The sequence below is a fragment of the Kibdelosporangium persicum genome, assembly GCF_013280595.1.
Classification (GTDB): Bacteria; Actinomycetota; Actinomycetes; order Mycobacteriales; family Pseudonocardiaceae; genus Kibdelosporangium; species Kibdelosporangium persicum.
Genome location: NZ_JAAATY010000006.1, coordinates 226,033 through 240,350 on the forward strand (window position 1 = coordinate 226,033; position 14,318 = coordinate 240,350).

The 14,318-nt window shown below is 67.3% G+C and carries 12 protein-coding genes; 3 read left to right on the forward strand and 9 right to left on the reverse strand.

Annotated features, from left to right (window positions below):
• Positions 1-67 precede the first annotated feature (67 nt).
• The 4 genes from GC106_RS13860 to GC106_RS13875 are packed head-to-tail and all read right to left on the reverse strand — an operon-like array spanning position 68 to position 5,399.
• Positions 68-1,684 (reverse strand): dipeptide ABC transporter ATP-binding protein, encoded by a 1,617-nt coding sequence (locus GC106_RS13860; RefSeq protein WP_173129422.1) that lies wholly within the window; start codon positions 1,682-1,684, stop codon positions 68-70.
• Entirely contained in the window at positions 1,681-2,565 is an 885-nt protein-coding gene (locus GC106_RS13865; RefSeq protein WP_173129425.1) for an ABC transporter permease, read from the reverse strand. Before GC106_RS13865 ends, GC106_RS13860 begins: the two co-directional genes overlap by 4 nt.
• A complete protein-coding gene (locus GC106_RS13870) occupies positions 2,562-3,587 on the reverse strand; it encodes an ABC transporter permease (RefSeq protein WP_312872635.1) in 1,026 nt (341 codons plus the stop codon). Before GC106_RS13870 ends, GC106_RS13865 begins: the two co-directional genes overlap by 4 nt.
• 6 nt (positions 3,588-3,593) lie before the next feature.
• Positions 3,594-5,399: an ABC transporter substrate-binding protein gene (locus tag GC106_RS13875; protein WP_312872636.1), complete on the reverse strand. Its 1,806-nt coding sequence runs from the start codon at positions 5,397-5,399 to the stop codon at positions 3,594-3,596.
• 115 nt (positions 5,400-5,514) lie between these two features.
• On the opposite strand from GC106_RS13875, the gene GC106_RS13880 reads away from it, so the two are divergent.
• The 3 genes from GC106_RS13880 to GC106_RS13890 are packed head-to-tail and all read left to right on the forward strand — an operon-like array spanning position 5,515 to position 8,580.
• Positions 5,515-6,342, forward strand: coding sequence for a M55 family metallopeptidase (locus GC106_RS13880; protein WP_173129848.1), 828 nt, complete (start codon positions 5,515-5,517; stop codon positions 6,340-6,342).
• Positions 6,335-7,636 (forward strand): M20/M25/M40 family metallo-hydrolase, encoded by a 1,302-nt coding sequence (locus GC106_RS13885; RefSeq protein WP_173129430.1) that lies wholly within the window; start codon positions 6,335-6,337, stop codon positions 7,634-7,636. The genes GC106_RS13880 and GC106_RS13885 overlap by 8 nt, the downstream gene beginning before the upstream one ends.
• A 47-nt stretch (positions 7,637-7,683) precedes the next feature.
• Positions 7,684-8,580 (forward strand): helix-turn-helix domain-containing protein, encoded by an 897-nt coding sequence (locus GC106_RS13890; protein ID WP_312872637.1) that lies wholly within the window; start codon positions 7,684-7,686, stop codon positions 8,578-8,580.
• Between the two features lie 128 nt (positions 8,581-8,708).
• Here GC106_RS13890 and GC106_RS13895 read toward each other — a convergent pair whose 3' ends face one another.
• From GC106_RS13895 to GC106_RS13915, 5 genes are all read right to left on the reverse strand, one after another.
• Positions 8,709-9,458: a GH12 family glycosyl hydrolase domain-containing protein gene (locus GC106_RS13895; RefSeq protein WP_173129433.1), complete on the reverse strand. Its 750-nt coding sequence runs from the start codon at positions 9,456-9,458 to the stop codon at positions 8,709-8,711.
• 109 nt (positions 9,459-9,567) lie between these two features.
• Positions 9,568-10,686 (reverse strand): ABC transporter ATP-binding protein, encoded by a 1,119-nt coding sequence (locus GC106_RS13900; protein WP_173129436.1) that lies wholly within the window; start codon positions 10,684-10,686, stop codon positions 9,568-9,570.
• A gap of 13 nt (positions 10,687-10,699) precedes the next feature.
• Positions 10,700-11,641 carry a carbohydrate ABC transporter permease gene (locus GC106_RS13905; protein WP_312872638.1) on the reverse strand — a complete coding sequence of 314 codons (942 nt, stop codon included), beginning with the start codon at positions 11,639-11,641 and terminating at the stop codon, positions 10,700-10,702.
• 9 nt (positions 11,642-11,650) lie between these two features.
• Positions 11,651-12,613, reverse strand: a complete 963-nt coding sequence (locus GC106_RS13910) for a carbohydrate ABC transporter permease (RefSeq protein WP_246365633.1) — start codon at positions 12,611-12,613, stop codon at positions 11,651-11,653.
• A complete protein-coding gene (locus GC106_RS13915) occupies positions 12,610-14,046 on the reverse strand; it encodes an ABC transporter substrate-binding protein (protein ID WP_173129439.1) in 1,437 nt (478 codons plus the stop codon). Before GC106_RS13915 ends, GC106_RS13910 begins: the two co-directional genes overlap by 4 nt.
• Between the last annotated feature and the right edge of the window lie 272 nt (positions 14,047-14,318).

Genomic DNA, 14,318 nt, shown 5'->3' on the forward strand with positions numbered 1-14,318 from the left:
ATGGCCACCCGTGGTCAGCATTACCGGCTACCCCGTGTGCTATTGGTCTTAACAACGGAGTAACGCACTAGGCCGGAGCCGCCACTTCCGGCAGCGCGGCCAACAGCGACCTGGTGTACTCGTGCCGCGGCTCAAGCAGCACTTGTTCCACGTCACCGACTTCGACCAGTTCACCGCGGTACATCACCGCGACCCGGTCGGCGATGTTCCACGCCAGGCCCAGATCGTGCGTGATCACCAACGCCGCCAGCCCCAGTTCGGCACGAAGACGCAACAACAACGCCAGAATCTCACCGCGCACCGACGCGTCCAGGGACGCGACCGGCTCGTCGGCCACCAGCAACCGCGGCCGCAACGCCAACGCCCCGGCGATCACCACCCGCTGCCGTTGCCCACCGGACAGCTGATGCGGCAACACAGGCATGAACCGTTGCGCGGGACGCAGCTCCGCCGCCTCCAGCGCCGCGGCGACCAGCGCGCGTTCATCGCCGGGCATGCGGTGGATCCGCAGCCCTTCGGCGATGGCCTCGTAGACACTGTGGCGCGGGTTCAACGCGCTGGACGGATCCTGCAGCACCAGTTGCGCCTGCCGCCGGTAATCCCGCAACGCCCGCCCGCCTCGCGGCAACGGCCGGCCCTCGAACAGCACCTGCCCACTGGTGGGCTGCTGCAACCCCAGCACCGTCCGCGCGAGCGTGGTCTTGCCGGAACCGGACTGGCCGACCAGCGCGACGATCTCCCCGCGCCCGACCTCCAGGTTCACGTCCCGCACCGCATGCGTCCACCCGCCGCCGCGGTCACGGAAGTCCACCCGCAGCGATTCGGTCCGCAGCAACGGCTCCCCCGCCTCGGGCACCACCCTCGGCGGCAGCCCCGCGGGATTCGTCGTCGCCGGCGCATACCGCGACGCCGGGTCTCCCACGGTCGGGAACGCCGCCGCGAGCGCCTGGGTATGCGCGTGCTGCGGGTCGTGCACAACCGTCGGCGCGGTCCCCAGCTCGACGATCTCGCCCTCGTACATCACCGCGAGTCGCTCACACACCGACCCCAGCACCGACAGGTCATGGCTGATCATCACCAGTCCGATGCCGTGCTCGCTCACCAGCCGGGTCAGCAGCCGCAGCACCTGAGCCTGCACGATCACGTCCAGCGCCGTGGTCGGCTCGTCGGCGATCACCAGCCGCGGCCGGCACGCCAGCGCCATCGCGATCATCACCCGCTGCTTCTGCCCACCGGACAGCTCATGCGGGTACGCCTGGGCCTTCTCCGGCGGCAACTCCACCTGCGCCAGCAACTCCGCCACCCGCGCGTCCACCTCGTCCGGCGGCGACGTCGCATGCAGCAGGATCGGCTCGGCGATCTGCTGGCCGATCCGCCGCACCGGGTTGAGCGCGTGCATCGCGCCCTGGAACACGATCGACGCCGAAGCCCACCGCACCGCCCGCAACCGGCCCCAGCTCATCGTGCGGGTGTCCGCACCGTCCAGCAGGATCTCCCCGCTGACCGTGGCGTCCTTGGGCAGCAGCCGCAGCACCGACATCGCCAGCGACGACTTGCCACACCCCGACTCGCCCGCCAACCCCAGCGTCTGCCCAGACCGCAGCGTCAGGTCCACCCCGCGCACGGCCTCATGCCCGCCCGCGTAGGTCACCCGCAGGTCACGCAACTCCAGCACAGGGGTCACCGGCGCTCCCGCAGCTTCGGGTTCAACACAGTCTCCAACGCCCGGCCCACCAGCGTGAACGCCAACACCAGCAGCACGATCGCGATCCCCGGCGGCAGCAGATACCACCACGCGCCGTAGGTGATCGCGCCGCTGCTGCTGGCCGAACGCAACAACCCACCCCACGTGATCTCACTGGTGCTGCCCAGGCCAAGAAACCGCAGCGTCGACTCGGCCACGATCGCGGTGCCCACCGCCAACGTCGTGTTGACGAACACCAACGGCAACACCGACGGCAACACGTGCTTGAAGATCACGTGACCATGCCCGCCGCCCAACGCCCGCGCCCGCTCGATGTACGGCCGCGCCTCCACCGCCAGCGTCTGCGCCCGCACCAGCCGCGCGCTCGTCGGCCACGACACCACCCCGATCGCCAGGATGATCGTGCCCGCACCGCCCTCCAGCACCGCCGACAACGCGATCGCCAGCACCAGCGACGGCATGATCAGGAAAAAGTCGGTGAACCGCAGCAACACCGCCGACAGCCACCCACCGAAATGCCCGGCCAGGATCCCCACCGTCGTGCCGATCAGCACCGACAGCACCGCCGCCGCCAACCCGACCACCAGCGACAACCTCGTGCCCCACAACGTCAACGTCAGCACCGACAAGCCGTTCTCGTCAGTGCCCAGCGGGAAGTCCCCGCTCGGCGACTCCAGCCGCTGCCCCGTCGCGCGCGTGACGTCCAGACTCGACTCGCTGATCAACAACGGCGCCAGGATCGCGGTGAGCACGAACAACCCCAGCACCACCACACCGACCAGGCCGCCCCGGTTGGCCGCGAACTCCCGCCACACCCGGCCCGCCGCCGCCCGCCGACGCGCCCACACCGGCGAGGTCATGACGCACGCACCCTCGGGTCCAGCACCCGCAACAGCACATCAGCGACCAAATTCATGATCACCACCGCGATCACCAGCACAATGAAGATCCCTTGCAACAACGGCAGGTCCTTGGCCTCCAGCGCCTCAGCGGTCAACTGCCCCAGGCCCGGCCACGAATACACCGCCTCGACCGTGATCGCACCGGACACCACCATGCCCAGATGCAGGAACACCAGCGTCGTGGTCGGCAGCAACGCGTTGGGCAACGCGTGCCGCCGCCGCACCATGTCATCACGCAGCCCCTTGGCCCGCGCGGTGGTCAGGTAGTCGGAGTTCATCTCCTCCAGCAACGACGCCCGCATCACCAGCTGATACTGCCCATAGATCGCCAGCACCAGCGTGAACACCGGCAACACCATGTGATGCGCCACGTCCAACGCGTGCGGGACCAACGCCGTCGGGCTGTCCGGGCTCTGCATGCCACCGGTCGGGAACACCCCACCGGCGATCATCAACAGCACCACACCCAGCCACCACGGCGGGATCGACCAGAACACCAACGCCACACCAGTGCTCGCCCGATCCAACGGCCCGTTGCGATACCACGCGGTCTTCGCACCCAGCCACAACCCCAGCGCGGCCGCCAGCACCGCCGCCGTGCCCGACAACAACAACGTCGGACCCAGCCGCTCACCGATGATCGCGCCCGCCGGCGCGTTGAACGCGTACGAATTGCCGAAATCCCCGTGCAGCAACCCGACCAGGTAGTTCCAGAACTGCACCAGGATCGGCTGGTCGAACCCGTGCTCGGCCCGCAACTGGTCCAGCTGCGCCCCGGACACCGGACGGCCCCGCGTCATGATCGTCACCGGGTCCCCCGGCATCACCCGGAACAAGAAGAACCCCAGCACCACGACCATGAGCACACTCATGATCGCGCCACCGACCTTCGTGAGCAGATAGCGAACGGCCCCGCCACCACGCTGCGGCGGCGGGGCCTCCGCGATCGTCTCCTCGACCGGCGCGAGGAAATCGGTCACCGGTGCCTACTCCCGTTCGTCGGCCGTGCCACGACGACGAAGCCGCGCGAACGCCAGCACACCCGCCAGCACCACCACGACACCACCACCGACCAACCCGATCACCAGACCGGTGTTCCCGCCGCCACCCTGCGCCTCCGCAGGCGCGTCCGCGTCCGTCGTCCGGCCCGGCGTGGCACTGTAATAACCCCAGTAACCCTGCTGGTTCATGATCACGCCACCGGACGACGGCTGCGTCGTGAACGGCGCCCACCGGTCAGCCCGGTACGCCTCCAACGGGTTGTCATACCCCAGGATCACCAGCGACGCCCGGTCCGCCAGCACCTGCTGCATCTTCTTGACGATCTCGATCCGCTTCGCCCGGTCGGTCTCCGCCAACTGCTGCGCGTACAACGCGTCGTACTCCGGGTCACACAGGAACGAATCCGGCGTCGCACCCTTGCCGTCCGCGTTCGGCCGCGACGCGCACGTCTGCAACGACAACACGTAATCCGGGTCCGGGTTGGCACTCCACCCGGAGAACGCCAGGTCGAAGTTGCCGGCCGTGGTCGCGTCGTTGACCTTCTGATCGGCCACCATCTGCGGCTCGACCGCGATCCCGATGTCCTTGAGCCAGCTGGTGATGTACTTCGACCCCTGCTCGTCCAGGTTCGTGCCCGCGTGCCCCAGCAGCCGCAACCGCAACGGCTTGCCCGTCTTGTCCGCCCGGACCCCGTCCGCGCCCCGGACATACCCCGCCTCGTCGAGCATCTTGTTCGCCTCGGCCGGATCGAACTTGCGCTTCTCCGGCCAGTGGAACTCCGCGAACCCCGGCGGAATGTACCCCGCGGCCTCCACCGCGTACCCACCCCACACCTTGTCCACCAGCGTCCTGGAATCGATCGCCAACGCGATCGCCTTACGCAGCTGCACATCCTTCAACGCCGGATTGCCGTTCCCGATCGGGTTGCCGTCCGCCGACGCCGCACCCGGATTGATCAGGATCTCGTTGAGCCTGCGGCCCGCACCGGTGTTCAACTTGATGTTCGGGTCGTTCTTCAACGCGTCGTACTGCGCGGGCACCAGACGGCTCATCAGATCGATGTCGCCCTTCTGCAGCGCCTGCACCTCCGCGTCGACGTTCTTGTAGTACACGAAGTCCAGCGCGTCGATCTTCGGCGCGCCCCGCCAGTAGTCCTTGTTGGCCTTCAGCTTGATGAACTGACTGGCCTTGTAGTCCTGCACGATGAACGGACCCGACCCCACCAGCGGCAACGGCGGCTCGGCCTTGAAGTCCGTCACCTTCTCCCACACGTGCTTGGGCACGATCGGGATGTCCAGCGCCAGCATCGTCGACCGCGGCTGCTTGGTCCTGATCACCAAAGTCCGGTCGTCCGGCGCGGTGACCGACTCCCAGCCCTGCACGAAATTGCCGTTCGCGGTCGCCGCGGCCTTGTCGGTCATCATCTTGTTCAACGTGAACGCCGGGTCAGCCGCGGTGATCGGCTGCCCGTCCGACCACTTCGCCCCCGACCGGATGGTGAACGTCCACGTCAGCTTGTCCGGCGAGGTCTCCCACTTCTCCGCCAGCCCCGGCACCGGCCGGTAGTCCTTCGGGTCGTACGTCGTCAGGTACTCGTACGTCAGCCGAGTCAGATCCGTACCCACTCGGGTGATCGTGATGAACGGGTTGAGCGAATCAAGATCCTGCGTGATCCCCGCGCGCAACACCTTCTCACCCTGCGCCTGCGCGGCGCCCGCCACCCACGGCACCGTGACCGCTACCAGCGCGATCACCGACACCGCCCCAGCCAAGCGACGTCTGACCAGCACGACGAACCACCTCTCCTCCGCAATTCGGAAAGAAGTAACCATTCACCGGTACGAGAAGTCAACGATTACCGGCAGATCGTGCCAAGACGTAACTTAAGGCTCTACGGTGGCCAGCGTGCGGATCATGATATCGGCCGACATGGAAGGCGCCACCGGGGTCACCTACACCCAGGACGTCATCCCCGGCACCGAACAATGGCAACGGATGCGACGCCTGTTCACCTCCGACGTCAACGCCTGCATCGCCGGCCTCCACGACGGCGGAGCCACCAGCGTGTTCGTCAACGAGGCCCACTCCAGCCAACGCAACCTCCTGCTGGAAGACCTCGACTCCCGCGCCGCCATGCTCACCGGCCGCCACAAACCCCTCTCCATGATGCAAGGCATCGACACCGGCGTCGACGGCGTCGTCTTCCTCGGCTACCACACCGGCGCCGGCGTCGACGGCGTCCTCGCCCACACCTACCTCGAAAACTCCATCACCGGCGTCTGGCTCGACGGCACCCACGCCGGCGAAGGACGACTCAACGCCGCCATGGCCGCCGAACACGGCGTCCCCGTCCTGCTCGTCACCGGCGACGACAAGACCTGTGACGACGCCAACGAATACGTGCCAGACGCACGGGTAGTCAGTGTCAAGGAATGCGTCAGCCGGTACGCGGCCATCTGCCTGCCCCCGGCCAGAACCGCGGAACTCATCCGCGCCCAGGCAGCGGCGAGCATGGAACAGGCAGGCCGACGCACCGGCCAGCCGGCGCCACACCGCATCGAAGTGCAGTTCGACGCGACACACCTGGCACACGCCGCCGCCGTCGTGCCGACCGTCGACCTCATCGATGTCCGTCGCGTCGGCTTCGACGCGCCCACCATGACCGAAGCGATGAAAACGTTCAAAGTGGTGACCGCCATCGCGGCGGGAGCCGTGGAGGGAATCTATGGATGACGTTGAGACTTTGTGCTCCCGGCTGATCCGCGTCGACACCACCAACTACGGTGGCGGCGAATCAGCCGGCGAACGCGAAGCCGCCGAACTCGCCGCGACCGTCCTGTCCGCCGCGGGCATCGAGTCCAAAATCCTCGAACGCGCCAGCCGCCGCAGCAACGTCATCGCCCGCGTCTCCGGAACCGACGCCACCCTGCCCCCACTGCTGGTCCAAGGACACCTCGACGTCGTCCCCGCCGACGCCGACCAATGGTCCCGCGACCCCTTCTCCGGCGAGATCACCGACGGCTACGTCTGGGGCCGCGGCGCCACCGACATGAAGGACTTCGTCGCCATGGTCCTCACCGTCCTGGGCACCTGGGCACGCGAAGACCGCAGACCACGCCGCGACATCGTGCTCGCCCTCGTCGCCGACGAAGAAGACACCGGCGCCTACGGCGCGGAATGGCTCGTCAACGAACACCCCGGCCTGTTCGACGGCTGCGGCGCCACCATCAGCGAATCCGGCGGCTACTCCTACCACGTCACCAACGCCACCGGCCGGCCCGTCCGCCTCTACCCCATCGGCACCGCCGAACGCGGCACCAGCCACCTACGCCTCACCGCCACCGGACGCGCCGGCCACGGCTCCCGCCGCAACGACGACAACGCCGTCGTCAAACTCATCAGCGCACTCGACCGCATCGCCCACTACCAGTGGCCGATCCGCCTCACCCCCACCGTCACCGCGTTCCTCCAACGCACCGGCGCCGCCCTCGGCATCGACGTCGACCTCAACGACGTCGACGGCACACTCCAACGCCTCGGCAAAGCCGCACCCCTGGTCGAGAACACCGTCCGCAACTCCACCCGCCCCACCGTCCTGCGCGCCGGCTACAAGGTCAACGTCATCCCCTCCACCGCCGTCGCCGAAGTCGACACCCGCACCCTGCCCGGCACCGAACAAGAACTCCTGGCCACCATCGACAGCCTCCTCGGCCCCGGCATCACCCGCGAATTCGTCCACCGCCTGCCCGCCATCCAGGCACCGGTCGACTCACCCTGGTTCGACGCCATGGCCACCGCCATCCGCTCCCAGGACCCCGACGCCGTCGTCGTCCCCTACTGCATGGGCGGCGGAACCGACGCCAAAGCCTTCGCCCGCCTCGGCATCCCCGGCTACGGCTTCGCACCCCTGTCGCTGCCCGAAGGCTTCGACTACCGCGCCATGGCCCACGGCGTCGACGAACGCGTCCCCATCAGCGGACTGCACTTCGGCACCCGTGTCCTCGATCACTTCCTCTCCCACGCCTGAATAATCGAGTTGAGTCTCCAGTCGCTGGAAGGTTGAGGCTGAGTGTCGTGACCGAGTTGTTCAGCATCGGGCAGCTCGCCCGAACCACCGGCCTGCCGGTGCGCACCGTACGGTTCTGGTCCGACCTCGGCCTCGTCCCACCCGCGGGACGGACATCCGGCAACTACCGGATGTACGACGCCGAGGCCGCGGCCCGGCTCGACCTGGTACGCACCCTGCGCGAACTGGGCATCGACCTCGACACCGTCGAGCGCGTGCTCCGCGAGCAGGTCACCGTCGCCGACGTGGCCCAAGCGCACGTCCGCGCGCTGGACGCGGAAATCCGCACCCTGCGGCTACGCCGCGCGGTACTCAACTCGGTCGCCAAAAGAGGCAGCACGACTGAGGAGATGAAACTGATGCACGAACTGGCCAAGCTGTCCGCACAGGAGCGGCAGCGGATCATCGACGAATTCGTCGATGAGGCCTTCGCGGGCGTCGAGCCACGGCCAGAAGGCGCACACATCGCCGACGGCATGCGCCAGATGCCCGCCGAGCTGCCCGACGACCCGACACCCGAACAGGTCGACGCCTGGATCGAACTCGCCGAACTGGTCAGCGACCCGTCCTTCAAGGCCCGCGTCCGCGAAATGGCCGTCGCCGGATCCGCCGGCGCCGCCCAGCCCCCGGCCCAGGCCGACCCCGCCAAGGTGAGCGAACACGCCGGACCGGCCCTCGCCGCCGGCATCGACCCCACCTCCGCCGAAGGCCAGCAGATCCTGCACCGGATCATCCCGGCCGACATGCCCACCGACGAGCGCCGAGCGCTCGCCGACACGATGGCCACCTTCAGCGACCGGCGGGTCGAGCGCTACTGGGCACTGCTCGGCAAGATCAACGGCTGGCCCGAGCGCCCGCCGTCGGTCCCGGTGTTCGAATGGTTCATCGACGCCCTGCGCGCGTAACCCCTGGTCACCCCTCGTGAGTGGTTATCAGGGTTAGAACACCGATAAACACTCACGAGGGGCTTCGGGGCGTCTGAGCTGCTATTCCTTTTTCGTCACTAGGTAAAGCACTGTGTGTGTAGTACCGGCTAGCGTGCGGTGACCGCGGCGGAGAACGAGTCGACCGCCAGGCCGACGCCGCCGTTCCACGGCTCGAAACCGGCCTGGATGCTGGTCAGGTACCAGGAGTCGTTGATCGCTCCCCGTGCCCGGATGTCACGGATGAAGTCGAGCACGCTGAAACTCCAGGACGTGATGGGCGAGGGTGCCACGTACGAGATCACGTTGTTGGAGCCGTTGCTGCCGCGCCAGACCTCCCAACTGCGGCCGCCGATCGAGGTGCTGCCGACGACCGAGCCGATCGGCTGGATCGGGCCCTGGCGGTTGAACCAGATCATGATCTCCATCTGGTTCACCCCGTTGGTCTTGGGCGTGGGGTCGAGCCAGATGTCGTACGAGGCGTTGTACGTGCCACCGGTGTACCGGTAGTTGATCGAGGACGTGGCGCTGGCGATTCGGCTGACCTGGATCGGCAGGTTCGTCCCCGGTGAACAGTTGCTGTAGTGGCACCCGAGGAACACCGACGGGTACGACAGCGGCGCGCCGTTGGTCGGTGCGGAACCTTGCTGCTGGGTGATCGAGAAGCCGGTCGACGTCACGTTGATGCACTGGGTCGCCGACGAGCCCCACCGGTTGTTCTGCACGACGTAACGGCCCTGGATGGTCGTCGAGCCGTACTGGTCACAGATCTGCACGTCGGCCTGGGCCGGGCCGGCGGGCAGCACGATGCCGCCGACGACCGCCAGGCTTGCCAGCAGCACACGGACAGGATTTCGCATGTCACTCCTTCGCAGGGGTCCTTCAGGAGTGCTCCCGCGCGATTCTGGGAGCGCTCCCAGAATCGCACAGAAAGAGAGCCCGGGCCACTGGGACCCGGGCTCGGCACGGTCACGCGTCAGGCAGCCGGTTCCCGGTCTCCTTGTCGAACAGGTGCACCGCGCCCGTGCGCGGCCGCACACCGAGCTGCTGTCCCCTGCTCCAGTCCGACATGCCGGGCGTGCGGATCACGATGGGGTGCGGCGCCTCCCTGTGCTCGACGTCCTCCCCCGCCGCGACGACTTCCGCCTCGGACGAGCCGTACAGGTACTGGTCCGAGCCCAGCTCCTCGACCGCCTCGATGGTCACCGGCAATCCTTCGGAGGCCGCGACGGTGTCCCAGCCCTCCGGCCGGATCCCGACGATCACCTCCGTGCCGGTCACCGCCGCCTTCTGCGCGGGCGTCAACGGGATCGTCGCGCCGCCCAGCGCCACACCGGCGTCCGACAGCCGCGCCGGGATCAGGTTCATCGCGGGCGACCCGATGAACCCGGCCACGAACACGTTGCGGGGCTTGGCGAACAGCCCCACCGGGGTGTCGCACTGCTGCAACAGCCCATCGCGCATCACCGCGACCCGGTCGCCCATCGTCATGGCCTCGACCTGGTCGTGCGTGACGTAGATCGTCGTGGTGCCCAGCCGCCGCTGCAGCGACGCGATCTGCGTACGGGTCTGCACCCGCAGCTTGGCGTCCAGATTGGACAATGGCTCGTCCATGCAGAACACCTGGGGCTGACGCACGATCGCGCGTCCCATCGCCACTCGCTGCCGCTGGCCACCGGACAGCTTGGCGGGCTTGCGGTCCAGGTACGGCTCCAGGTCCAGCAGCTTGGCCGCCTCCTGGACGCGCGCGTCGCGCTGGTCCTTGGGCATCTTGGCGATCTTGAGGTGGAACGCGATGTTCTCGTGCACCGTCATGTGCGGGTAGAGCGCGTAGTTCTGGAACACCATGGCGATGTCCCGCGCCCGCGGCTCCATGTCGGTGACGTTCTTGTCGCCGATCCAGATCTGGCCGTCGTCGACGCCCTCCAGACCGGCGAGCATCCGCAGCGTCGTGGACTTGCCACAACCCGACGGGCCGACCAGCACGAGGAACTCCCCGTCGGCAACCTCGAGGTCCAGCCCGTCGACCGCGGGCTTGTCGTTGCCGGCGTAGTACCGGGTCGCGCCCCGGAACGAGACCGTAGCCATCTTGGAGCTCTCCCTACTTTCCGGCGCCGAGCGTGAGGCCGGTGATGATCCGACGAGCAAGCAGGATGTACATCACGAGCATCGGCAGCACGATGATGGCCACACCGGCCAGCAGCCCGCCGTACTCCGACTGGTAGGACGCGGCGTTGTAGAAGGTGAACAACGCGCGCGCCAGCGTGAAGTTCGCGTTCTCCTGCAGGAACACGATCGCCAGCAACGTCTCGTTCCACAGCCCGATGGCGTTGAGGATCAGCGCGGTGATCAGGCCGCCGCGGGCCAGCGGGAGCATGATCGACCAGAACGTGCGGGTGGCCGACGCGCCGTCGATCGACGCGGCCTCCTCCAGCTCGTCGGGCAGCGACCGGAAGAACCCGGTCAGCAAGAACACCGTGAACGGCAGCGACAACGCGACGTAGATCAGCGCCAACCCGAACAGGTTGTTGTTCAGGTCGATCTCCGACATGGCGATGAACAGCGGGATGATCACCGTCTGGAACGGCACACCCATGCCGATCGCGATGAACGCGGTCATCGGCCCGGACCCACGCACGCCCAGGCGCGACAGCGCGTACGCCGCAGGCGCGGAGACCAGCACGATCACCACCGAGCAGACCGCCACCAGGATGACGGTGTTCAGGAACGCCGTGCCGAACTCCGCGCTCTCCCACGCGTAGACGAAGTTGCGGAACGGCGTGCCGCGCTCGAACAGCGTCGCGGGCAACGACAGCGGCTCACGGAAGATCTCCAGCGGCGTCTTGAACGCCGCCATGATCAGCCAGTACAGCACCAGCAGGTTGAACGCGGTGAACAGCCACACCACGGTCAGCCCGATCACGCGTAACGGGCTGATCCGCTGGGTCCCCGGCGCGGGCTTGGGCCGTCTCGGCGCCTTGCGGCGCGGCGGTGGTTGCCCAGTGGACCCCGTGGACGACGATGACAGAGCGGTGGTCGACACGTCCGCCTCTCAGAACTGGATGGCGTCGCGACGCAGCAACCTGCGCAGCGCCACCACGAACACCGACACCAGCACGATCATCACGACCGCACACGCACAGGCCGCGCCGTAGGCGGGCGTGCCGCCGAACGACCGGTCGAACACGAAGATGCCCAGCGTCCACGTGTGGATCGGCGGTGCGTAGGTCCCCGAACCGGCCATCACGAACACCAGCTCGAAGATCTTGATCGCGTTGATCGTCCACAGCACACCGGCGATGCCGACCACGTCCCACGTCAGCGGCAGCGTGATGTTGCGGAACTTCTGCCACGGCGACGCGCCCGCGATCGAGGCGTCCTCGTAGAGGTACGGCGGGATCCGGTCGACCGCGGCCATCAGGATCGTGATGTAGAAGCCCGCGCTGGCCCAGATGATCGAGCCCAGCACCACCCACGTGACCGAATCGGCCTCAAGGAACTTCACCGCCGACAGGCCGACGCTTTCCAGCAGGTAGTTCGCCAGCCCTTGCCGGTTGGGCTGGTAGCGGTACACCACGCCGAAGAACATGCCCAGCGCGACCGGCGCGACGATGTTCGGGAAGAACAGGATCGCCCGCACCATCTTGTTGCCGCGCATGTCGCGCAGCACCATCGTGAACAGGAACGCCAGCACGAACGTGCCCACGCCGCCGAGCGTGATGTAGATCAGCGTGTTGACGAAGGCGTTCTGGAACCCGTCGTCGCTGAACATCTGCGCGTACTGGGTGAACCCGGTGAACTGCGGTGTGTCGCCCGCGCCGCGCCAGTTGGAGAAGCTGAGCACCACGGTCGCCAGCGTGGGGACGACCAGGAACAACCCGTACAGCACGAGCGTCGGCGCCACGAACGGCCAGAACAGCTTCTTCCGGCGGGCGACGTGGGCGGCCGGGGTACCACGCCCGCCTGCCCCCGGCTGGTGGCCGGAGGCAGGCGGGGTCACCACACTCGTCGTCATCCCCTGTTCGTCCAGAACTCGGCGGTCTTCGGGCCGATCTGGTCAATGAACTGCTGGGCGGTGATCTTGCCCTTCAGCAGGTCGTTGTTCAGCGGGTAGAAGACGTTCTTGACGTAGGTGCCCTCGTAGAGCGAGTCGATCGAGTCCATGAAGATGACCTTCTCCTTCTTGGAGTCGGTCAGCGCGGTGTTGAGCTGCTTCAGGTCGTCCGGCACCGGCAGTTCGGCCCGCGGGTGCAGGTTGTCGGCCACCGCGGGGATGCCACGGGCGAGGTCCTTGTTGGTGAAGTACGCGATGAACGCCTTGGCGGCCTCCGCGTTCTTCGCCTTCTTGGTCACCGACCAGCCGATCGGCAGGAACTCGATGGTGTCGTGCGTGGCGTCCTCGGGCTTGGGGAACTGGAACGAGCCGTAGTCGATGGTCGCGCCGCCGCCCTGCTTGCCCAGGTACTCGCGGGTCTCACTGGGACCCCACGACCCGACGAACAGGAACGCCGCCTCGCCGTCCGCCCAGCGCTGCTGGACCTGCGGGAACTTGCTGGCGTCCCAGCCGTCGATGAAGTACTTGCCCTTGGCGAGGCGCTCGACGTACTGCGCGGCTTTGAGGAAGCCGGGCTCGGAGCGCCACAGGTTGCCGGTCCGGTCGTCGACGGCCTTCTGGATGCCGCCCGCGCCGACGTACTTCTCGGCGATCTGGGTCAGGAAGTAGGCGTTGTAGAAGTCGATGTCGCCGTCCTGGGCGATCGCGCCGCCCGCGGCCTTGGCCTTGTCCAGTGCCGCGAACAACTCGTCGGTGGTCTTCGGCTCGACGAAGTCCTTCTGCCGGTTCTTGTCGTACCACCAGCCGTTGGACAGCACCTCGTAAGGCACGGAGAAGAGCTTGCCGTCCTTGTCCTTGCTCTGCGGGATGTCGTAGAGGAACGACGGGATGACGTCCTTGACGGTCTTGTCGCCCTCACCGATCTTCATCGCCAGCACGTCGTCGACGGCCTGCGTGCCGCCCACGTCCACGACGGCCGCCTTGACCTGGCTGATGTCCTGGTCGATCAGGTCGGGCACGGTGTCGGTGTTCAGCGCGGGCGCGACGTTCTGGGTGAGAAACTTGCGGCCGAACCACTGGACGTTGACCTTGACGCCGGCCTTCTCCTCGAAGCACTTGAAGGCCTTCTGCAGCACCCGGCCCTGTGGTTCGTCCTTGGTCCACATCGACCAGTAGGTGAACTCCTTCTGGGTGGGCTTGACCGCGGGCTCGGGGCACGGCGCGTTCATGAACTCCTGCTCGCCGACGAGCTTGCCGTCGTCGCCCGCGGGCGCGTTGCCCGAACCGCCGCCCGCGTTGTCCGATCCGGAACCACATCCGGCCAGTACGAGCGAGACGGCAGCGGTCAGCACGAGAGCGGACGTGCCTCGCCTACCGCCATAGATCGATCGCATCCAGTCACCACCTATGAAGCCTTGTTGGCAAGACGAGCCCGGCCGCCTTGCGCGGATGTGCAACTATTCCGGCAGTTTTAAGCAGAAGTCAACACAAAGATGCACTCTTGTTGCATTGGTCTGTACCAAGCTGGCTCGGGGGCAGAGCATGCCCGGCAGGCCCCCTCCCTGTCCAGTCGACGCATAACCCCGCTTAAGCTGCCGGTTTGCGCGCCTTGTCCGGTGTGCACGCTCCCTCACGCAGACGATCCTTGCCGCTCGGCCCGCGCGCA

What these genes read in the sequence shown, in the direction of transcription:
- GC106_RS13865 (WP_173129425.1), bottom strand. Translation starts at nt 2,565, where the DNA reads ATGACCTCGCCGGTGTGGGCGCGTCGGCGGGCGGCGGCGGGCCGGGTG.
- GC106_RS13885 (WP_173129430.1), top strand. Translation starts at nt 6,335, where the DNA reads ATGGATGACGTTGAGACTTTGTGCTCCCGGCTGATCCGCGTCGACACC.
- GC106_RS13895 (WP_173129433.1), bottom strand. Translation starts at nt 9,458, where the DNA reads ATGCGAAATCCTGTCCGTGTGCTGCTGGCAAGCCTGGCGGTCGTCGGC.
- GC106_RS13900 (WP_173129436.1), bottom strand. Translation starts at nt 10,686, where the DNA reads ATGGCTACGGTCTCGTTCCGGGGCGCGACCCGGTACTACGCCGGCAAC.
- GC106_RS13910 (WP_246365633.1), bottom strand. Translation starts at nt 12,613, where the DNA reads ATGACGACGAGTGTGGTGACCCCGCCTGCCTCCGGCCACCAGCCGGGG.
- GC106_RS13915 (WP_173129439.1), bottom strand. Translation starts at nt 14,046, where the DNA reads ATGCGATCGATCTATGGCGGTAGGCGAGGCACGTCCGCTCTCGTGCTG.